This window comes from Streptomyces sp. SID1328, assembly GCF_009865595.1.
Lineage (GTDB): Bacteria > Actinomycetota > Actinomycetes > Streptomycetales > Streptomycetaceae > Streptomyces > Streptomyces griseoluteus.
In genome coordinates this window covers 13443-33437 of the sequence record NZ_WWKH01001093.1, presented here as the reverse complement: position 1 = coordinate 33437, position 19995 = coordinate 13443, and the positions used below count along the sequence as shown (strand labels likewise).

At 71.4% G+C, this 19995-nt stretch carries 19 protein-coding genes; 9 read left to right on the top strand and 10 right to left on the bottom strand.

Features of this window, described 5'->3' with window-relative positions:
• Both GT030_RS35345 and GT030_RS35340 read right to left on the bottom strand, forming a co-directional pair.
• Positions 1-1853: GH92 family glycosyl hydrolase (locus GT030_RS35345; protein ID WP_237523045.1), on the bottom strand; the 1853-nt coding region annotated here is incomplete at its 3' end.
• A 210-nt stretch (positions 1854-2063) separates the two neighbouring features.
• Positions 2064-2333: a DUF2530 domain-containing protein gene (locus tag GT030_RS35340; protein WP_135787789.1), complete on the bottom strand. Its 270-nt coding sequence runs from the start codon at positions 2331-2333 to the stop codon at positions 2064-2066.
• Between the two features lie 192 nt (positions 2334-2525).
• Between GT030_RS35340 and GT030_RS35335 the strand changes: the two genes are divergently transcribed.
• Positions 2526-3977, top strand: coding sequence for an NCS2 family permease (locus GT030_RS35335; RefSeq protein ID WP_161204549.1), 1452 nt, complete (start codon positions 2526-2528; stop codon positions 3975-3977).
• A 39-nt stretch (positions 3978-4016) separates the two neighbouring features.
• Here GT030_RS35335 and GT030_RS35330 read toward each other — a convergent pair whose 3' ends face one another.
• Positions 4017-4199, bottom strand: a complete 183-nt coding sequence (locus GT030_RS35330) for a ribbon-helix-helix protein, CopG family (RefSeq protein ID WP_161204548.1) — start codon at positions 4197-4199, stop codon at positions 4017-4019.
• A gap of 153 nt (positions 4200-4352) precedes the next feature.
• On the opposite strand from GT030_RS35330, the gene GT030_RS35325 reads away from it, so the two are divergent.
• Together GT030_RS35325 and GT030_RS35320 are read left to right on the top strand one after the other, a co-directional pair.
• Positions 4353-4790 carry a MarR family transcriptional regulator gene (locus GT030_RS35325; RefSeq protein WP_030804715.1) on the top strand — a complete coding sequence of 146 codons (438 nt, stop codon included), beginning with the start codon at positions 4353-4355 and terminating at the stop codon, positions 4788-4790.
• 28 nt (positions 4791-4818) lie between these two features.
• Positions 4819-6159, top strand: coding sequence for an MFS transporter (locus GT030_RS35320; RefSeq protein ID WP_346009819.1), 1341 nt, complete (start codon positions 4819-4821; stop codon positions 6157-6159).
• A 184-nt stretch (positions 6160-6343) separates the two neighbouring features.
• On the opposite strand, the gene GT030_RS35315 is transcribed toward GT030_RS35320, so the two are convergent.
• Entirely contained in the window at positions 6344-7123 is a 780-nt protein-coding gene (locus tag GT030_RS35315; protein WP_161204546.1) for an inositol monophosphatase family protein, read from the bottom strand.
• A gap of 35 nt (positions 7124-7158) precedes the next feature.
• Between GT030_RS35315 and thpR the strand changes: the two genes are divergently transcribed.
• Positions 7159-7731 (top strand): RNA 2',3'-cyclic phosphodiesterase, encoded by a 573-nt coding sequence (gene thpR / locus GT030_RS35310; RefSeq protein ID WP_161204545.1) that lies wholly within the window; start codon positions 7159-7161, stop codon positions 7729-7731.
• Between the two features lie 157 nt (positions 7732-7888).
• Here thpR and GT030_RS35305 read toward each other — a convergent pair whose 3' ends face one another.
• The 4 genes from GT030_RS35305 to GT030_RS35295 form a co-directional block, all read right to left on the bottom strand.
• Complete coding sequence (locus GT030_RS35305; RefSeq protein WP_161204544.1) at positions 7889-8878, bottom strand: aldo/keto reductase; 990 nt, start codon at positions 8876-8878, stop codon at positions 7889-7891.
• Between the two features lie 47 nt (positions 8879-8925).
• Complete coding sequence (locus tag GT030_RS37010; RefSeq protein WP_237523044.1) at positions 8926-9096, bottom strand: hypothetical protein; 171 nt, start codon at positions 9094-9096, stop codon at positions 8926-8928.
• A 12-nt stretch (positions 9097-9108) separates the two neighbouring features.
• Positions 9109-9486 (bottom strand): Uma2 family endonuclease, encoded by a 378-nt coding sequence (locus tag GT030_RS35300; protein WP_237523043.1) that lies wholly within the window; start codon positions 9484-9486, stop codon positions 9109-9111.
• Between the two features lie 85 nt (positions 9487-9571).
• Positions 9572-10246 carry a GDSL-type esterase/lipase family protein gene (locus GT030_RS35295; protein ID WP_161204543.1) on the bottom strand — a complete coding sequence of 225 codons (675 nt, stop codon included), beginning with the start codon at positions 10244-10246 and terminating at the stop codon, positions 9572-9574.
• A 99-nt stretch (positions 10247-10345) separates the two neighbouring features.
• Between GT030_RS35295 and GT030_RS35290 the strand changes: the two genes are divergently transcribed.
• Positions 10346-11314, top strand: coding sequence for a WD40 repeat domain-containing protein (locus GT030_RS35290; protein ID WP_161204542.1), 969 nt, complete (start codon positions 10346-10348; stop codon positions 11312-11314).
• Positions 11315-11400: 86 nt separating this feature from the next.
• Here GT030_RS35290 and serC read toward each other — a convergent pair whose 3' ends face one another.
• The gene (gene serC / locus GT030_RS35285; protein WP_161204541.1) at positions 11401-12519 is read right to left on the bottom strand and encodes a phosphoserine transaminase; all 1119 of its coding nucleotides are present in this window, start codon (positions 12517-12519) and stop codon (positions 11401-11403) included.
• A 202-nt stretch (positions 12520-12721) separates the two neighbouring features.
• Between serC and GT030_RS35280 the strand changes: the two genes are divergently transcribed.
• From GT030_RS35280 to GT030_RS35270, 3 genes are all read left to right on the top strand, one after another.
• Positions 12722-15613 (top strand): FAD-binding and (Fe-S)-binding domain-containing protein, encoded by a 2892-nt coding sequence (locus GT030_RS35280; protein ID WP_161204551.1) that lies wholly within the window; start codon positions 12722-12724, stop codon positions 15611-15613.
• Between the two features lie 154 nt (positions 15614-15767).
• The gene (locus GT030_RS35275; protein ID WP_161202044.1) at positions 15768-16889 is read left to right on the top strand and encodes a peptidoglycan bridge formation glycyltransferase FemA/FemB family protein; all 1122 of its coding nucleotides are present in this window, start codon (positions 15768-15770) and stop codon (positions 16887-16889) included.
• 158 nt (positions 16890-17047) lie between these two features.
• Positions 17048-17971, top strand: a complete 924-nt coding sequence (locus tag GT030_RS35270) for an EamA family transporter (protein WP_161202043.1) — start codon at positions 17048-17050, stop codon at positions 17969-17971.
• A 125-nt stretch (positions 17972-18096) separates the two neighbouring features.
• Here the strand turns inward: GT030_RS35270 and GT030_RS35265 are convergent, their stop codons facing one another.
• Positions 18097-19014, bottom strand: coding sequence for a phosphotransferase (locus tag GT030_RS35265; RefSeq protein WP_161202042.1), 918 nt, complete (start codon positions 19012-19014; stop codon positions 18097-18099).
• Positions 19015-19131: 117 nt separating this feature from the next.
• On the opposite strand from GT030_RS35265, the gene GT030_RS35260 reads away from it, so the two are divergent.
• Positions 19132-19995, top strand: a complete 864-nt coding sequence (locus GT030_RS35260) for a TIGR03084 family metal-binding protein (RefSeq protein ID WP_161202041.1) — start codon at positions 19132-19134, stop codon at positions 19993-19995.

Here is a 19995-nt window from a genome sequence, read left to right as displayed (position 1 = left end):
AGGTAGGTGTAGGGCGCGATCAGGTCGGGCTCGTTCTGCGGGTTGTACTTGTCCGCGTTGTAGTAGTCGTACGGCCCGTTCACCCACACCTCGCGGGCCGTCTTCGCCGGGTCCTCGGTCAACTGGCCGTAGGCGAAGAAGGAGTCGAGCCGGTCGTTGGCCGCCTGCTTGCCGCCGACCAGGTCCACCATGCCGGGCAGGTCCTGCGGCACGAGCCACTGGTACTGCCAGGACGTGCCCTCGTGGAAGCCCTCGCTCTTCGCGGGGTCGGCGGGTCCGGTGAAGGCGCCGGAGACGTCACGGGCGCGGAAGAAGCCGGTCGAGGGGTCGAAGATCTTCCGGTAGTTCTGCGCCCGCGCCGCATACCGGTCCGCGTCGGCGCGGTGCCCGAGGTCCCGGGCCATCCGGGACAGCATCGCGTCCGAGAGCGCGTACTCCAGGGTGGCCGACGCCCCGTGGTCGTAGTCCGAGTCACCGGGCTTGGCGTGCGGGCGGTCCTTCACGTAGGGGGCGAAGCCGTCGGCGAGGTACTCCCGGTTGGCCTCCCGGCCCACGGCCGGCGAGCCGGCGGGCGGCACGCCGTCCGCGTTCTTCTTCAGCGCCCTGTAGGCCCGCTCCTCCCACCCGTGCAGCAGGCCCTGCTGATAGGCGTTGGTCAGGAACGGCGTGACCGGGTCGCCGGTCATGATGTTGGTCTCGACCGTGCCGTAGCCCCACTTGGGCAGCCAGCCGCTCTCCTCGTCGATCCGGATCACCGAGATCGCCATGTCCCGCGCCTCACGCGGCGCGAGCAGCGAGAGGAGCTGGGACTGGGTGCGGTAGGTGTCCCACAGCGACCAGTTCTGGTAGTAGGTGAAGCCCTGCGTGCGGTGGATCTTCTGGTCCCAGCCGGTGTAGCGGCCGTCCGTGTCGCTGCCGATGTTCGGCGCCAGGAACGAGCGGTACAGCGAGGAGTAGAAGGTCCGGCGCAGCGTGTCGCTCCCGCCGTGCGCCCGTACGTCGTCCAGCCGGTCCTCCCAGGCCCGCTGGGCCGCGCCGCGCACCGCGTCGAAGGACCGGCCGCCCTCGGCGCGCAGATTGCCGAGCGCGCCCCGCGCGTCCACGTAGGACAGCGCGGTGGTGGCCTCGACCGTGCGGTCCTTCCGGGTGTCGAACCGCAGATAGGCGCCGTCCGCCCCGGTCTTCGCGCCGTCGGTGACCGTGGACCCGGTCCATGTGCCGTGGGCGGTGAAGGGGCGGTCGAAGCGGGTGACCGTGTAGAGCGTGTAGGGGACCGTGTCCTGGCAGAAGCCGCGGCCGGTGAGCTTGGTGCGCACGGTGTGGTCGTCCAGGATCTCGACCTCGGTGGCGACCTTGGTGTGCAGCGACTGGCCCGCGTTGAGCAGGACGTTGGCCTTGTCGGTGGCCGGGAAGGTGTAGCGCTGCACACCGGTGCGGGCGGTCGCGGTCAGCTCGGCCTCGATGCCGGAGTCCAGGCCGACGCGGTAGTAGCCGGGGCTCGCGGACTCGTCGTCGTGGCTGAACTTCGCGGCGTACTTCGCGTAGTCGGTGGTGGTGACGTCGCCCGTGGTGGGCAGCACCGGGAGGTCACCGCCGAGGCCGCAGCCGACACCGGAGAGGTGCACCAGGGAGAAGCCCCGGATGTGGTCCTGGGCGTAGTCGTAGCCGGTGTTGTGGCCGGTGTCGGGGGAGAGCTGCACCATGCCGAACGGCACCGCCGCGCCGGGGTAGGTGTTGCCCTCGTTCTGGGTGCCGATGAACGGATTGACGAGGTCGGTCAGCCGGGCGGGCGGGTCGGCCTGCGCGTGGGCGGGGGTGGCCAGCAGCGCGGTCGCCGCCAGTGTCCCCGCCATGAAGCGACCGAAATGCCGTGTCCATGTCATGCAGAAACCTCTGAGGTGGTGGGCCGGACGTGCTCAGGGGTGGTTCAGGGCAACGTTGTCAGCGTGCGAAAACAACGTTGTCATCGGACAGCAGTGGGCATGACAACACGGAATCCGCATTCCGTCCAGGGGTCCCGCACGACCCGGCGATCACTCGACCCGGAGATCGCGACCCGGAGGTCACTCGGCGGGGACGGTCTCCCGCTCGGCGGCCGCCCGCTTGATCGCGGCGTCCCGCCCGCGCACGTACCAGATGCCGATCAGGCCGAGGCCGGCCCCGGCCAGACAGGTCCACACCCACCACAGGTGACCGTGGTCCTCGAACCAGCCGTAGAAGGGGAGCTGGACCAGGAAGAGGACGAACCACACGATCGTGCCGCCGGTGATGGTGGCGACCACGGGCCCCTCCAGGGGCTCCGGCGCTTCGTGCTTGGGGGTCCACTTCGTCATGGGCACAGCTTACGAGGCGCCACACCACGTCCGGCAGCCCGCTGCCGCACGGACATTCGGTGAATATCTACGCGCGGAGATAGCGATCTAGGCTTCATACGTTCATACTGAAGCGGTTTGTCTTTGACTGTTTCTGTTCGTACGAAACTCCAAAAGGGCTCGGGGGAACCCTGAATGGTGAAGAGGACTCGCATGCCCACCTCGGCCACGGCCCAGGCTCCTACCCCCGAACAGCCGGGCGGTAAGCCCTCCTTCGGCGCCGTCGACCGCTACTTCAAGATCTCCGAGCGCGGCAGTTCCGTCGCGCGGGAGATCCGGGGCGGTTTCGCCACGTTCTTCGCGATGGCGTACATCATCGTCCTGAACCCGATCATCCTCGGCAGCGCCAAGGACATGTACGGGCACCACCTGGACAACGGCCAGCTGGTCACGGCCACGGCGCTCACCGCCGCCTTCACCACCCTGCTGATGGGCGTGATCGGCAACGTCCCGATCGCGCTGGCGGCCGGGCTCGGCGTCAACACGGTCGTCGCGCTCCAGCTCGCGCCACGCATGTCGTGGCCGGACGCGATGGGCATGGTGGTGCTCGCCGGCTTCGTGGTGATGCTGCTGGTCGCCACCGGTCTGCGGGAGCGCGTGATGAACGCGGTGCCCTACGGGCTGCGCAAGGCCATCGCCATCGGTATCGGCCTGTTCATCATGCTGATCGGCCTGGTCGACTCCGGCTTCGTCACCCGTATCCCGGACATCGCCCAGACCACCGTTCCGCTCCAGCTCGGTACGGGCGGTCACCTCACCGGCTGGCCGGTGCTGGTCTTCGTGCTGGGCGTGCTGCTCACCCTGGCGCTGATCGTCCGCAAGGTGCCGGGCGCGATCCTGATCTCCATCGTGGCGATGACCGTCCTCGCGGTGATCATCGACCTGGTCGCCAAGGTGCCGTCCTGGGGCCTGACCACGCCGAAGTGGCCGGGCAACCCGGTCGCCACCCCGGACTTCGGTCTGATCGGCCAGGTCAGCCTGTTCGGCGGCTTCGCCAAGGTCGGTGTGCTGACCGGCGTCCTCTTCGTCTTCACCGTCCTGCTGTCCTGCTTCTTCGACGCCATGGGCACGATCATGGGCGTCAGCGACGAGGCCAAGCTGACCGACGCCCAGGGCCAGATGCCGGGCATCAACAAGGTCCTGCTGATCGACGGTCTCGCCGTCGCGGCGGGCGGCGCCAGCTCCTCCTCGGCCACCACCTGCTTCGTGGAGTCCACCGCGGGCGTCGGCGAGGGCGCCCGTACGGGTCTCGCCAACGTCGTCACCGGCGCCCTCTTCGGCGTCGCCCTGTTCCTCACCCCGGTCGCCACCATGGTGCCGTCCCAGGCCGCCACGCCCGCGCTGCTCGCGGTCGGCTTCCTGATCCTGGCGGGCTCGATCCGGGAGATCGACTGGGACGACTTCACCATCGCCATCCCGGCCTTCGTGACCATGGTGATGATGCCGTTCACCTACTCGATCACCAACGGCATCGGCATGGGCTTCATCACCTTCGTGGTGCTCCGCCTGGCCGCCGGGCGCGGCCGGGAGATCCCGGTGGCGATGTACGTGGTCGCGGCCGTCTTCGGCTTCTACTACCTGATGCCGGCCCTCGGTCTGACCTGACCGGGGCGCGGCTGAGTTTCCTGCGGGGTCACATGAGTCTCATGTGACCCCGTAGAACTTCTCGGTCTCGTCGACGGCGGTCTGGAACCGCTCGTCGAAGTCGTCCCTGACGAGCGTGCGGATCACATAGTCCTGCACGCTCATTCCTCTCTTCGCCGCGCGTTCCCGGAGCCTCTCTAGCAGCTCCCCGTCCATCCGCAGGCTGAGCACACTGGTCGCCATGTGTACGAGGGTCGCCACATCCCGCCACCCGATGGGTCACTTTTCGGAACTGGCTCACTCGTACGGGTGATGGTTGGACACAGTGGCGGACATCACGAACCGTACCGTGCGGGGTGACGTTCCTTAGTGAGAGTAATGAGTTAGGCTAAAGACATGTCGGACCTCACCCACGGCGACGACGTGGCCGCCGTGAACTCCCTCCGCTCCGCCGTGATGCGGCTGTCCCGTCGACTCAAGCACCAGCGGGTCGACGAGTCGCTGAGCCCCACCGAGATGTCGGTACTGGGCACGCTGTCCAACTGCGGACAGGCCACTCCGGGCGAGCTGGCGCGCAAGGAGCATGTCCAGCCGCCCTCGATGACCCGCATCGTCGCGCTTCTGGAGGCCAAGGGCCTGGTCCGGCTCGAGCCGCATCCCGAGGACCGGCGCCAGAAGGTCGTCACCCGGACCGAGCAGGCCGAGGCGATGCTCGTCGAGAGCCGCCGCAAACGCAACGCGTTCCTGGCCGGCCTGGTCGAGGGCCTCGACGAGGACGAGTGGGCCACCCTGCGCGCCGCCGCCCCCGTCCTGGAGAAGCTCGCGCAACTGTAGCCACGGCATCGCTTCAGGAGGCGACCTTTTGAGTACGGGACCCGGAGCAGCTTCCGTCCCCGCACCGGCAACTACTACCCCGGCCGCCGGCAGAACCTCGATGTTCAGCTCGCTGAGGGTCCGGAACTACCGGCTGTTCTTCGCCGGACAGGTCGTCTCCAACACCGGCACCTGGATGCAGCGCATCGCCCAGGACTGGCTGGTGCTGAGCCTCACCGGCTCCTCTGCGGCCGTCGGCATCACCACCGCGCTCCAGTTCCTGCCGATGCTGCTCTTCGGCCTGTACGGCGGTGTCCTCGTCGACCGGCTGCCCAAGCGGCCCGCGCTGCTGTTCACCCAGTCCGCGATGGCCCTCACCGGCCTCGCGCTGGCCGCCCTCACCCTCTCCGGACACGTCCAGGTCTGGCACGTGTACGTCGCCGCCTTCGCGGTCGGCCTCGCCACGGTCGTGGACAACCCGGCCCGGCAGTCCTTCGTCTCCGAGATGGTCGGCCCCGGCCAGCTCCAGAACGCGGTCAGCCTGAACTCGGCCAACTTCCAGTCCGCCCGGCTGGTCGGTCCGGCCGTCGCCGGTCTGATGATCACCGGGGTGGGCACCGGGTGGGCGTTCCTCGCCAACGGGCTGTCCTTCGTCGCGCCCATCACCGGGCTGCTGCTGATGCGCACCCGTGAGCTGCACTCCGTCGACCGCGCCCCGCGCGGCAAGGGCCAGCTCCGGGAGGGGCTGCGGCATGTCGCCGGGCGGCCGGAGCTGATCTGGCCCATCGTGCTCGTCGGGTTCATCGGCACCTTCGGCTTCAACTTCCCCGTCTGGCTCACCGCCTTCGCCGACGACGTGTTCCACGCCGGCGCCGGTGCGTACAGCCTGTTCAACACCCTGATGGCCGTCGGCTCCCTGATCGGCGCCCTGCTCGCCGCGCGGCGCGGTACGGCCCGGTTCCGGGTGCTGGTCGCGGCCGCGCTGGCCTTCGGCACGGTGGAGATCGTCGCCGCGCTGGCGCCCTCCTACTGGCTCTTCGCTCTCCTGATGGTCCCCATCGGCGCCTTCGGCCTCACGGTCAACGTCACCGCCAACACCGCCGTCCAGATGTCCACCGACCCGGCCATGCGGGGCCGCGTGATGTCCCTCTTCATGATGGTCTTCATGGGCGGCACCCCGCTCGGCGCTCCCCTCGTCGGCTGGGTCACCGACACCTACGGCGCCCGCTTCGGCTTCGTCGCGGGCGGCGTGGTCTCGGCCGCGGCGGCCGCGGTCATCGGCCTGTTCCTGGCCCGCGCCGGCGACCTCCGGCTCCGGCTCACCTGGCACCGGGGACCGCATCTGCGGTTCGTGCCGAGGGGGAGCGAGGAGTTGACGCCGGCGGCCTGAGGTTCGAGGGCGTGTCGGGGCCGCGTTCGTCGGCTCGGCCGCGCCCTGGCCTCGGGTGCCGCATCTGTCGCTCGTCCCGCGCGGCGGCGCGCTGATGCCGGTCGGGCTGGGGCCGGCGGCGCGGTCGCCCCCGGCCCGCGTCGCGCGGGAGCGGAGAGCTGACGCCGGTCGGGTGAGGTGGCGGTCAGGACTCGCCGCGGAGCATCGTCATCAACAGGCTGTGGGTGTCGGCGTCCGCGGCCGCCACCAGTCCTCGGGTGTCCGGGCCCAGTGGTGCGCCGTCGATGCCCGTGACCACGCAGCCCGCTGCCCGGCACAGGGTGATTCCGGCGGCGAAGTGGACGCTCTCGGAGAGGCCGGTGCCGTCGGTGACGTACGCGGCTCGGCGGCCTGCTGCCACCCAGGTCAGGGCCAGGGTCGTGGAGACCACCCGGGGGCGGAAGCGCGCCATGAACACCGGATGCGCCAGCAGGGCCGTGGCGCGGAAGCCGGGGGCGCTCGGGAAGGGTGGGTCGAGGTTGACGTCCACCAGGGCGGTCGCCGCCGTGGGGCGCAGGGGGGTGTCGGTGCCCTCGTGGTGGAGCCAGGCCGTCTTGCCGTCGGTGCGGAAGACCTCGCCGGTGAAGGGGTCCGCCACGGCTGCGGGGCCGTCGCGCAGGGCCACGTTGACGGCGACGAGCATGTTGCCGACGGCGTAGTTGAGGGTGCCGCACAGGGGGTCCACGAGCCAGAGGCGCACGGTGTCGGTGGGGCCCTGCCGGCCGCCCTCCTCGCCGAGTACCGCGTCGAGGGGCCGGGCCGCCCGGATGACGTCCAGGATGGCCCGCTCGGCCGCCACGTCGGCCGCCGTGGCGAAGTCCCCGGCCCCCTTGTCGATCCGGCCCAGATCCTTGCCGTAGCCCTCGCGCACCACTTCGGCGCCGGCCAGGGCGGCCGCTGTCGCTGTCTCGACGTCGTCGGTCACGGTGCGGCAGCGTACCCGTCTGGGATCGTGTGGGGATGAGACTCTTCGCCGCCGTCCTGCCGCCCCCGGGCGCCGTGGAGGAGCTGGGCCGGGAGGTACGGGCGCTGCGGCGGCTCGCCGGGGCCGACGCGCTGCGGTGGACCCAGCCGGACGGCTGGCACTTCACGCTCGCCTTCTACGGCGAGGTCCCTGAGGAGACCGTGCCCGAGCTGGAACGCCGGCTGGAGCGCGCGGCCGTACGGAGCGCGCCGTTCCCGCTGGCCCTCGCCGGAGGCGGCAGCTTCGGCCGCGGCAGGGCACTGTGGACCGGAGCCTCCGGAGACCTCACCGCTTTGGGCAGACTCGCCGGACGGGCCCGGGCGGCCGGACGGCGGGTCGGGGTGGGCGGCGAGGAGCACCGCCACTACCGGGCGCATCTCACACTGGCCCGGGGCAAGGGCGACACCGACCTACGGCCCTACGCCGACGCCCTCACCGAATTCGCCGGTACCGCCTGGACGGTGGGCGAACTGGTCCTCGTCCGCAGCCACCTGCCGGCCTCCGGCGTGCCCGGCGAGCAGCCCCGGTACGCCCCGGTCGCCCGCTGGGCACTGGGCGCGGCCCGTTAGGCTCGTCGTCGTGGAACCGAAAATCCGGAACCGGATCATGGCCGGTGCGCTCGTACTGATGCTGGTGGTCGTCGCCGTGGCGGCGGCCGTCCACTGACGGCTGCCGCCCAAGGCCGCTCCGCGGAGAATCCCGTACGGAGCGGCCTTTCGCTTGCCGCTACCAGGCGAACGCCTCCGGGGCGGGGCCCGGGCCGGGGAAGATCTCGTCCAGGCCGGTCAGCAGCTCCTCGCTCAGCTCCAGCTCCACCGCGCGCAGCGCCGAGTCGAGCTGCTCCCGGGTACGCGGGCCGACGATCGGGCCGGTGACGCCGGGCCGGGTCAGCAGCCAGGCGAGCGCGACCTCGCCGGGCTCCAGGCCGTGCTTGGCGAGCAGCTCCTCGTACGCCTCGATCCGGTTGCGCGTGGCCGTGTCCGCGAGGGCGTCGGCCGCGCGGCCGGAGGCGCGGCGCCCGCGCTCGGCCTCCTTGCGGATGACCCCGCCCAGCAGACCGCCGTGCAGCGGCGACCAGGGGATGACGCCGAGCCCGTAGTCCTGGGCGGCCGGGATGACCTCCATCTCGGCGCGGCGCTCGGCGAGGTTGTACAGGCACTGCTCGCTGACCAGGCCGAGGGTGTTACGGCGCAGGGCCGTCTCGTTGGCCTGCGCGATCTTGTAGCCGGGGAAGTTGGAGGAACCGGCGTAGAGGATCTTGCCCTGGGTGACCAGGACGTCGACCGCCTGCCAGATCTCCTCGAACGGGGTGTTCCGGTCGATGTGGTGGAACTGGTAGATGTCGATGTAGTCGGTCCGCAGCCGCTTCAGGCTTGCGTCCACCGCGCGGCGGATGTTCAGCGCGGAGAGCTTGTCGTAGTTGGGCCAGACGTCGCCTTCTGCGCCCATGTTCCCGTAAACCTTGGTGGCCAGGACGGTTTTCTCCCGCCGCTCGCCGCCCTTCGCGAACCAGCTTCCGATGATCTGCTCGGTACGGCCCTTGTTCTCGCCCCAGCCGTACACGTTCGCGGTGTCGAAGTAGTTGATGCCCGCGTCCAGCGCCGCGTCCATGATCGCGTGGCTGTCCGCCTCGTCGGTCTGCGGCCCGAAGTTCATGGTCCCCAGCACCAGCCGGCTGACCTTCAGTCCCGTACGTCCAAGCTGCGTGTACCTCATGCCCCCCTAGCCAACGTCTTGGAGCGCGCTCTAGGCAAGCGGTGGGGTCAGTCGCGGGGGAAGTCGTGGGTTTTGAGGGCAATGCCCACCGGGGTGCCGGTGAGATCCACGTCGCCTCCGAAGGTGACCGTCAGTCTGTTCGTGTACGCGTCCTTCTCCGGCTTGCTGTAGGCGTGGCACTGGCCCCGCCGGGGGTCCACGACGAAGTAGACCGGCACCTCGGCCAGTGCTTACCCGGCCTCTCTGAGGCCGCGTGCGGGGTCCGGCGTGTCCCGGGGGAGCACCTCGACGGCGAACTGGACGTCCGCGCAGCGCCAGAGACCCCGGCCGTCCTGCTCGGCCTCCTCGGCGAGCAGCATCAGATCCGGCGCGTAGCTGTTGAGCCGCCCCGGCAGGTCGAGCCGGGCACCGGACTTCAGTCGCGTCCGCGGGTACCTGGTCCGCAGTTGCTCGTACAGGTCGGCGGTGATCGCCCACTGGGAATCGCCTCGGCTGGTCAAATGGACGGTCCCCTCGATGATCTCGGCCTTGTACCCCTCGGGCACCGGCATCGCTTCGAGACGCGCGAACCAGTCGTCCAGCGTGACCGGCGGCCCGAACTCGGTCATATGGCGTTTCCTCCCCACCGTCTCCTGGTGAGCTGTTGAACGAAACGCCCGGCCACCCGGCAACGCCGCCATCGCGTCGACATGATCAAGCCACGTACGGCTTCCCCAGTCCCCACGCCTCGTGCATCGCCCCCGCGAACGCCCCCGCGATCCGGTGCTCGCCGCTGGCGTTGGGGTGCGTGCCGTCGTACGTGTCCGTGTGGATGTCCCAGCCCCCCGGCGCCGAGGCCAGCAGCAGCGGGGACCGGGGTTCGTCCAGGTCGGCGGTCGTCTTGGCGAGGAGGGTGTTGAAGAGGTCGACCTGTTCGGCGAAGGGGCCGTCCTCCTGGGCGCGTATGTTCGGGATGACCGGCAGCAGCACCATCCGTACGCGCGGACGCGCCGCACGGGCCGCGGCCACGAACGCCCGCACGTTGTCGACCGTCTGCTCCGCGTTGGTGTAGAAACCCAGGTCGATCAGCCCGAGGGAGACCAGCAGCACGTCGGCCCGGTGCGCCCGCACCGCCTCCCCGATCAGCGGAGCCATGTGTTGCCAGCCCTCGCCCCACCCGGCGAGGTGGGCGCGCGGGAAGTCGGGGTCGGCGTACTCGTAGGAGTCGGGCTCCCCGGTGGCCTGGTCGTACAGCGTCTCGCGGGGACCGACGATCTGGAACGGGCCGCCGTATGTGCCCCGCAGGTGCTGCCACAGCCGGTAGCGCCACGTGTGTTCGCCCGCGCTCCCGATCGTCATGGAGTCACCTACGGGCATGAACCTGAGCATCCGCTCATGATGGCGGATCTCGGTGCGGGCCAGCACCCAGGGCCGATGTGAGGCCCACCACCCCCACTGAACGCCCGCGCCAGGTGGCAGTCTTGGACCATGCGCCGACCGTTCGCCCTGCTCGCCGGGGCCCTGCTCGCGGGTGCCTGCGCCCTGCCCGCCCACGCCGCGGACGGGGACCGGGGGTTCACCATCGAGGACCCCCGGATCACCGAGTCCAGCGGCCTGGCCGCCTCCCACCTGCACCCGGGCGTCTACTGGACGCACAACGACAGCGACGACGGCCCCTACCTCTACGCCGTCGACAGCCGCACCGGCAAGACCGTCGCCACGCTCACCCTGCGCGGCATCGGCTCCCCGCGTGACGTGGAGGCCATCTCCATCGGGCCGGACAACCAGATCTACGTCGGTGACATCGGGGACAACTTCCACGGCCGCTGGCCCTATGTCTGGATCTACCGCCTGCCCGAGCCGAAGATCCTGAAGGACCAGACGGTCACGGCCACGCAGTACGTCGTGAAGTACTCCGACGGCCCCCGTGACGCCGAGTCGCTGGCGGTCCACCCCCAGACCGGCCGCGTCTACATCATCGACAAGAACGAGGACGGCGGGCACCTGTACGAGGGCCCCGCCCAACTGTCGTCCTCCGGCGCGAACATCTTCCGCCCGGTCGCCCCCGTCGACCTGTGGGCCACGGACGCCGCCTTCTCGCCGAACGGCCGACAGCTCGCCGTTCGCGGCTACTTCGGCGGCATCTCCTACGACTGGAACGGCGGCCGGATCAAGAAGCTGGACCGCCTGGACGTGCCCCTCCAGGGCCAGGGCGAGTCCGTCAGCTACTCCGCCGACGGCACCAAGCTGATGTACGGCAGCGAGGGCGCGCAGAGTCAGGTACGGGCGCTGGAGGCACCCCAGGGCGGCGCTGTGGCCTCCAAGTCGCCCTCCACCGGCGGGAGTTCCGCCTCGGGGGAGAAGAGCGGCGGGGGCGGCCTCAAGACCGGTGCCGTCCTCCTCGCCCTCGGCGCCGCCGCCGTGTTCGGCATGCGGCGGATGCGGCGCAAGAGCTAGGGCCCGTCCGGCGGATCATGGCGCGGGCACGGGAAAGGGCGCCCGGTTCACCACCGGGCGCCCCCACCCACCGGGATCTACAGGTTTCAGATCCGCTCGATGACATAGTCGACGCACTTGGTGAGCGCCTCGACGTCGGCCGGGTCGATCGCCGGGAACATGGCGACGCGGAGCTGGTTGCGGCCGAGCTTGCGGTACGGCTCGGTGTCCACGATGCCGTTGGCGCGCAGCGCCTTGGCGACCGCGGCCGCGTCGATCTCGTCGGCGAAGTCGATCGTGCCGATGACCTGCGACCGCTTGGCCGGGTCGGTGACGAACGGCGTCGCGTACTTCGACTCCTCCGCCCAGGTGTACAGCCGGGTCGAGGAGTCCTTCGTACGGCCGGTGGCGAAGTCGAGGCCGCCCTGGCCGTTCAGCCACTCGAGCTGCTCGTTGAGCAGGAAGAGCGTGGCGAGCGCCGGGGTGTTGTACGTCTGGTTCTTGCGGGAGTTGTCGATCGCCGTGGGCAGGCTGAAGAACTCCGGAATGTGCCGGCCGGACGCGTGGATCCGCTCGGCGCGCTCGATGGCCGCCGGAGAGAACACGCCGATCCACAGGCCGCCGTCGGAGGCGAAGGACTTCTGCGGGGCGAAGTAGTAGACGTCCGTCTCGGAGACGTCGACCGGCAGGCCGCCCGCGCCGGAGGTGGCGTCCACCAGGACGAGCGAACCCTCGTCGGCTCCGGCCACGCGCTTGATCGGCATGGCGACACCGGTGGAGGTCTCGTTGTGCGTGAACGCGTACACGTCCACACCGGCCTCGGCGCTCGGCTCGGGGTGGGTGCCGGGGTCGGAGGCGATGACGGTCGGCTCGGCCAGCCAGGGGGCGAGCTTGGCCGCCTTGGCGAACTTGGAGGAGAACTCACCGAAATTGAGGTGCTGGGACTTGGACTCGATCAGCCCGTGGGTGGCGATGTCCCAGAACGCGGTGGAGCCGCCGTTGCCGAGGACGACCTCGTAACCGTCCGGGAGGGAGAACAGGGAGCTGATGCCTTCGCGGACCTGGCCCACCAGGTTCTTGACCGGGGCCTGCCGGTGGGAGGTGCCCAGCAGGGAACTGCCGGTCGCCGCGAGCGCGGCGAGCGCCTCCGTCCGCACCTTGGAGGGGCCCGCGCCGAAGCGTCCGTCGGCGGGCTTGATGTCAGCGGGGATCTCGATGTCGGCCACGTGTCGGAGCGTATCGGGTGTGCGAAACCGGACGAAGCCGTGTCCGTCGGATGAGACGACTCCTCCGGGTCGTGGACTTGTGCGGTTGTACGACGATCTGAGGAGCGGAGGGTGCCTGTGGACAACTTCTGATGACGTTGCGTGATCGGATGCATGCTGGAGCCATGACCGATCGACGGGGTCGGACGGAGGGGAAATGGCCATGGGGATCGAGGACGACGGCGGGCTGGCTCCGGAGCTGCGGCGGGTCGTGCGGGGCGAGGTCCGCTTCGACGCGACGGCGCGGGCGTTGACGACGATGGACGCGTCCAACTACCGGCGGGTCCCCCTGGGCGTGGTGGCCCCCCGGGACGCCGAGGACGTGGCGGCCGTGCTGGAGGTGTGCCGGGCGCGCGGGACACCGGTGGTCGCGCGGGGCGGGGGTACGTCCATCGCCGGGCAGGCGACGGGTACGGGGGTGGTGCTCGACTTCACCCGGCACATGAACGGCCTGCTGGAGCTCGACCCGGACGGACGTACGGCCAGGGTCCAGCCGGGCCTGGTGCTGGACCGGCTGCAGGCGGCGGCCGCCCCGCACGGCCTCCGCTTCGGCCCCGACCCGTCCACGCACGGCCGCTGCACGCTCGGCGGCATGATCGGCAACAACTCCTGCGGCGCCCACTCCGTGGCCTGGGGCACCACCGCCGACAGCGTGCGCGAGCTGTCCGTACTCACCGCGCGCGGCGAACGGCTGCTGCCGGGCCGGGGCTGGTCCGGCGCACCGGAGGGTCTGCGGACGCTGGCGGAGGGGGAGCTGGCCCGGCTGCGCACCGGCTTCCCCGAGCTGCCCCGCCGTATCTCCGGGTACGCCCTGGACGCCCTGCTCCACGAGCACGGCGCCGACGTGGCCCGCTCCTTCTGCGGTTCCGAGGGCACCCTCGGCGTCCTCACGGAAGCGGTGCTGGACCTGGTGGAGGCGCCGGCGGTCCACGTCCTGGCGGTGCTGGGGTACGCCGACGAGAGCGCCGCCGCCGACGCCGCCTCCGGTCTGCTGCCGTACGGCCCGCTGACCGTGGAGGGCATGGCGGCCGACCTGATCCGGGCGCCGATCGGGCTCCCCAAGGGCGGCGCGTGGCTGTTCGTGGAGACGGGCGGCGCCTCGGAGGCGGAGGCGCGGGCCCGCGCGGAGGCGGTCGTGAGCGCGGCCGACGCGGTGGACGCGCTGGTGGTGACCGACCCCGTCGCCCAGCGGGGCCTGTGGCGGCTGCGCGAGGACGCGAGCGGTACGGCGACCCGGATGCCGGACGGCACGGAGGCGTGGCCCGGCTGGGAGGACTGCGCGGTACCGCCCGCCCGGCTCGGCGCCTACCTGCGCGACTTCCGCGCCCTGCTCACCGCCCACGGCCTGCGCGGCGCTCCCTACGGCCACTTCGGGGAGGGCTGCGTCCACGTCCGGATCGACTTCGACCTGCTCACCGAGGCCGGGGTGGGCCGGTTCCGCCGCTTCTCCGAGGAACAGGCCGACCTGGTGGTCTCCCACGGCGGTTCCCTGTCCGGGGAGCACGGCGACGGGCAGGCCCGCGCGGAACTGCTGCCGCGCATGTACGGCGCGGAAATGGTGGCGCTGTTCGAGCGGGCCAAGGCGGTGTGGGACCCCGACGGCCTGCTCAACCCCGGCATGCTGGTCCGCCCGGCCCGGCTGGACGACGACCTCCGCTTCGCGGTGCTGCCCCGCCGCCCGGTGGACGTCGCCTTCGGCTACCCGCACGACGAGGGAGACTTCCGCGCGGCCGTCCGCCGGTGCGTCGGGGTCGCCAAGTGCCGTACGGAGTCGGTGGGCGGGTCCGCGGTGATGTGCCCGTCGTTCCGGGCGACCGGGGAAGAGGAGCACTCCACGCGGGGGCGGGCGCGGCTGCTGCACGAGATGCTCGCCGGTGAGGTCATCACCGACGGCTGGCGTTCGGCCGAGGTGCGGGACGCCCTCGACCTCTGTCTGTCCTGCAAGGGCTGCCGCTCGGACTGCCCGGTCGGCGTCGACATGGCCACCTACAAGGCGGAGTTCCTGCACCACCACTACGCCGGCCGGCTGCGCCCGGCCGCCCACTACAGCCTGGGCTCGCTGCCGGCGTGGCTGCGGTGGGTGGCGCGTGTGCGGGCGGCACCGCTGCTCAACCGGCTCTCCGCGGCGGGGCCGTTGGCCCGGCTGGGGAAACGGGTGGGCGGGATCGCGCCGGAGCGGGACATCCCCCGGCTGTCGGCGGGGACGTTCAGCCGGTGGTGGCGGGCGCGGCCCCCGGCGCCGGAAACCGGCGGCTCGGGACAACTGGTCGTGCTGTGGCCGGACACCTTCACCGAGCATCTGTCCCCGTCCGTCGGGCGGGCCGCCGTCCGGGTGCTGGAGTCGGCCGGGCTGCGGGTGGCGCTGCCGCCGACCCTGCTGCCCGGCAGGCGCCCGGTGGGAGACGGCACCTCGCGCACGCCGACCGCGCTGCTCGGGGCACGCCGCGCGCAGGTCTGCTGCGGGCTCACCTACATCTCCACCGGCCGCCTGGAGCGGGCCCGCACGGTGCTGCGCCGCACGCTGGACCTGATGGAACCGGTGCTTGAGGCCGGGGCCCCGGTCGTCGTCCTGGAACCGAGCTGCGCGGCGGCCCTCCGCGCCGACCTCCCCGAACTCCTGCCCGGCGACCCCCGCGCACCCCGCCTGGCCGCCGCCGTCCGCACCTTCGCGGAAACCCTCCGCCAACACGCCCCCCACTGGACCCCACCCGCCCTCGACCGACCCGTCACCGGCCAGACCCACTGCCACCAACACGCCGTCCTCGGTGACACCGCCGACCGGGACCTCCGCACCTCCGCCGGCCTCACCGGCCCACTGACCGGCGGCTGCTGCGGCCTGGCCGGCAACTTCGGCTTCGAAAGGAACCACTTCGACATCTCCCGCACCTGCGCAGAGGACCAGCTCCTCCCCGCCCTCCGCTCCGCCCCCGGGAACGCGGCGGTTCTGGCGGACGGCTACTCCTGCCGGACCCAGATCGAGCAACTGACGGGGATACGGGCCCGGCATCTGGCAGAGGTACTGGCGGAGGCGTTGGAGAGGGAGGGGCGGGAGTGAGCGAGGAGTAGGGGGGGCGGCCCGCGGTGCGCCCTGGGTGCGGGGGCTGCGTGCAGGGGTGGCGGATACGGGACGTCGGCGGTGGTTCGGCCCCGAAGACGGGCGGTGGGGATCGTAGGGTGACCGGATCTGCCTGCGCGAAGGAGTCCTCCGTATGACCCTCACCCTGCGCCCCGTCAGCCGGGCCGAGCACCTGGCCTTTGTGGGTTCGCGGTCCTCGGTCAGTCATATGCAGGTGCCGTCGTGGGGGGAGGTGAAGCCCGACTGGCGGGCGGAGAGCCTGGGGTGGTTCGACGAGGAAGGGCGGATCGTGGGGGCGGGGCTGGTGCTGCTGCGGCCGTTGCCCAAGGTGAAGCGGTATCTGGCGTATCTGCCGGAGGGGCCGGTGATCGACTGGCACGCCGACGGCTTGGAACGCTGGCTGGAGCCGATGCTGGCGCACCTCAAGGCGCGGGGGGCGTTCTCGGTGAAGATGGGGCCGCCGGTGGTGGCCCGGCGCTGGAGTCCGGAGGCGGTCAAGGCCGCCATCGCCGACCCGGCCGCACACCGGCTCCGGGACGCCGAGCCGACCTGGCAGGACCCGCGCGCCCAGGCCCTCGCCGACCGGCTGCGCGATATGGGATGGCGGCAGAGCGAACCGGACGCGGAGGAGGGCTTCGCGGCGGGGCAGCCCCGGTACGTGTGCCAGGTGCCGTTTGCCGGGCGGTCGCTGGAGGAGATCCACGGCGGGCTCAACCAGCAGTGGCGGCGCAACATCAAGAAGGCCGAGAAGGCGGGCGTGAAGGTGGTGCGCGGCGGCGCGGACGACCTGCCGGTGTTCTACGAGCTGTACCGGGAGACGGCCGAGCGCGACCGTTTCATCCCGCGTCCGCTGGCCTACTTCCAGCGGATGTGGACCGCGCTCGCCAACGAGGACCCCGACCGCATGCGGCTGTACCTCGCCCACCACGACGGGGAGGTGCTGGCGGCGGCGACGATGCTCATCGTGGGCAGCCACGTCTGGTACTCGTACGGCGCCTCCACCGCCCGCAAGCGGGAGGTCCAGCCCAACAACGCCATGCAGTGGCGGATGATGTCCGACGCCCATGAGCTGGGCGCGCACGTCTACGACTTCCGGGGCATCACCGACACCCTGGAGGAGTCCAACCACCTGCTCGGCCTGCTCCGCTTCAAGGTCGGCGCGGGCGGCGAGGCGGCGGAGTACGTGGGGGAGTGGGACTTCCCGCTGAACAAGATGCTGCACAAGGCGTTCGACCTGTACATGGCCCGCCGCTGAGGCACCGGCCCGCCGGTTCTTGATCTCAGCATCCAAGACACCGCCTGCGTACAGTGGCATAAGGGTTCACACACCTGACGGAGGTCCATTACCGTGGACCGGGAAGTACATCGAGGTGTACGTATGAAGCCCACTCCCGCCGCTCCCCAGGACAGCCTGTGACCACCGTCCGTACCTCCACTCCGGCCAAGACCCCCACCGCCCCGCACTCCCCTGGCCGGTTCGGCTCGCTGGGGCCCGTCGGGCTGGTGCTGGCGGGCGGGATATCGGTCCAGTTCGGCGGGGCGCTCGCGGTGACGCTGATGCCTCGTGCGGGCGCGCTCGGTGTGGTGACGCTGCGTCTGGTGGCGGCGGCCGTCGTGCTGCTGGTGGTGTGCCGGCCCCGGCTGCGGGGGCACTCCCGTACCGACTGGGGGACGGTGATCGTCTTCGGTCTCACCATGGCCGGGATGAACGGACTCTTCTACCAGGCGGTCGCCCGTATCCCCCTCGGCCTCGCGGTCACCCTGGAAGTCCTCGGACCGCTCGCCCTGTCCGTCTTCGCCTCCCGCCGCGCGGTCAACGCCGTATGGGCGGCCCTCGCCCTGGCGGGCGTCTTCCTGCTGGGCGGCGGAGGCTTCAGCGGACTCGACCCGCTGGGCGTCGGCTTCGCCCTGTCGGCCGGCGTCATGTGGGCGGCGTACATCATCTTCAGCGCCCGTACGGGGCGCCGCTTCCCCCAGGCCGACGGACTGGCCCTCGCGATGGGGGTGGCCGCGCTGGTGTTCCTCCCGCTGGGCATCGTCGACGCGGGCGCCCGGCTGCTGAACCCCACCACCATCGCCCTGGGTTCGGCAGTGGCCCTGCTCTCCTCGGTCCTCCCGTACACCCTGGAACTGCTCGCCCTCCGCCGCCTCCCCGCCCCGACCTTCGCCATCCTGATGAGCCTGGAACCGGCCGTGGCGGCCACCGCGGGTTTCTTCGTCCTCCACCAGACCCTCTCCCTGACCCAGGCCGCGGCCATCGCGCTGGTCATCGCGGCGAGCATCGGCGCGGTGCGTACCCAGACGCGGCGAGTGGCACCGCCGGCGCCGGAGGCGTAGGTACTCCGTTCAGGGGAGCGAGGGTGTCGGGAGTGCTCGGTGACGTGGGGCTGTTGCCGACTCCCGTCCGCCCCGGAGCACGCCCCTGTCGCCCGGAGTGCCTGCCTCCGCGGCTGATCGCCGGCTCAGGTCACCGGCCCCACCAGCCGTAGCGCCTCCCGCGTGTTGTGTTCCGCGATTCCCCGCATGGCGTCGCGGTGGGGAAAGTCGCCGTCCAGCAGGCGGAGGGGGCCCGCGACCAGGGAGAGGTGGAGGGCGAGGGTGTACAGGGACAGGCGGGCGGGGTCCAGGGGGCGGGAGAGGGGGGCGTAGTGGGGACCGAAGCGCAGGCGCAGGTAGGCGTGTTCCTGTTCGGGGTCGGAGTGGGTGAGGGACTCGATGTCGATCAGGACGGGGTGGGCGTCGGGGGTGAGGAGGATGTGGTCGGGGCCCAGTTCACCGTGGACCAGGGAGTAGGTGGGGCGAGGGGTCAGCGCCGCGTGCAGGTCGTGCAGGCGGCTGGCCAGGGCCTGGGTCGCCGCGTTGATGCGCGGGTCGCGGGTTGCTGCCTCGGTGAGGTCGTCGAGGGCTCGGGTCAGGGTCACGTCCTCGCTGATGTGGTCCGCCGGAGAGGTGTGCGCGGCCATGTGGTCCAGGCCCACGGCCAGCTCGCTCAGGGCCTTCGCCGCTCGGGCGGGGTCCGTGGTGAAGGTCGCCTCCAGGGTGTCGCCGGGGATGTCCTCCACCAGGGCCAGGTCGTCGGGCTCGGACGCGTACAGGACGTGTGGGGTGCGCACACCGGCCGCCTGAAGGGTGTGGTGCGCGGACAGGAACGGCGCCAGGCCGCAGGCGTGGGGTGTCGCCACACTCGGCCAGTAGTTCTCCTGTGCGGCCCAGCTGTAGGCGATCACGGTCGGCGGGGCGCCCACCCCGGTTAGGGCCAACCGGTACACCCCCTTCTTCGAGCCACCGCGCAGCCGTTCCACAGCCGTGACCCGGCACCCCGGCCCCAGCCCGTCCCGCACCAGTCGTCGCAGCTCCGAGGGGTCCGTGAATGCGCGCATCCGGTGAACCTAGCCGGAGGAGACGATCCGGGCGCACCTGTTTTCCGGCACCTCACCCCCCTTGAATTAATGCAAGCACGCTTGATTGTTTCTGCCCCCGCTGCCATGCTCCTGCCCATGTCCGATCCGACGCCCGTCTTCGACGACCTGCGTGAGGAAAGCCGGGAACTCGACCTGCTTGTGGCCGAGTTGACCGAGAGCGAGTGGGCACGCGCGACGCCCGCTCCGCGCTGGAGCATCGCCCACCAGATCGCCCATCTGCACTGGACCGACCGAGCCGCCCTGCTCGCCATGAGCGACCAGGCGGCCTTCCAGAAGTTCGCCGAACAGGCGCTCACGTCGCCCGGCACCTTCGTGGACGACGGCGCCGAGGAAGGCGTCCGGCTCGGCCCCGCCGAACTGCTCACTCGCTGGTGGAACGGCCGGCAGGAGCTGGACCACGCCCTGCGGGAGGCGGCCGCGCGGCACACCCGGTTCCCCTGGTTCGGGCCGCCCATGTCGGCCGCCGCCATGGCCACCGGCCGGCTCATGGAGACCTGGGCCCACGGCCAGGACGTGGCCGACGCACTGGGTGTGGTGCGCGCACCCACCGACCGGCTCCGGCATGTGGTCCGCATCGGTGTGCGGGCCCGGAACTTCGCCTTCGCGGTACGAGGACTGCCCGCGCCGGAGGACGAGTTCCGCGTCGAGGTCCGCGCCCCCTCGGGCGAGCTGTGGACCTATGGTCCCGAGGACGCCGCGCAACGGGTCACCGGCTCCGCGGTCGATCTCTGCCTGCTCGTCACCCAGCGCGCCCACCGCGCCGACCTCGCCCTGACCGCCGTCGGCCCGGACGCCGACCGCTGGCTGGACATCGCCCAGGCCTTCGCGGGCCCGCCCGGCACCGGGCGCGACCCCAAGGAAGCCGCGCCCGAGGAGGCCGCCGCGCCCGAGGAGGCCACGCCCGAGGGGCCCGCCGCGCCCGAGGAGCCCGCCCGGTGA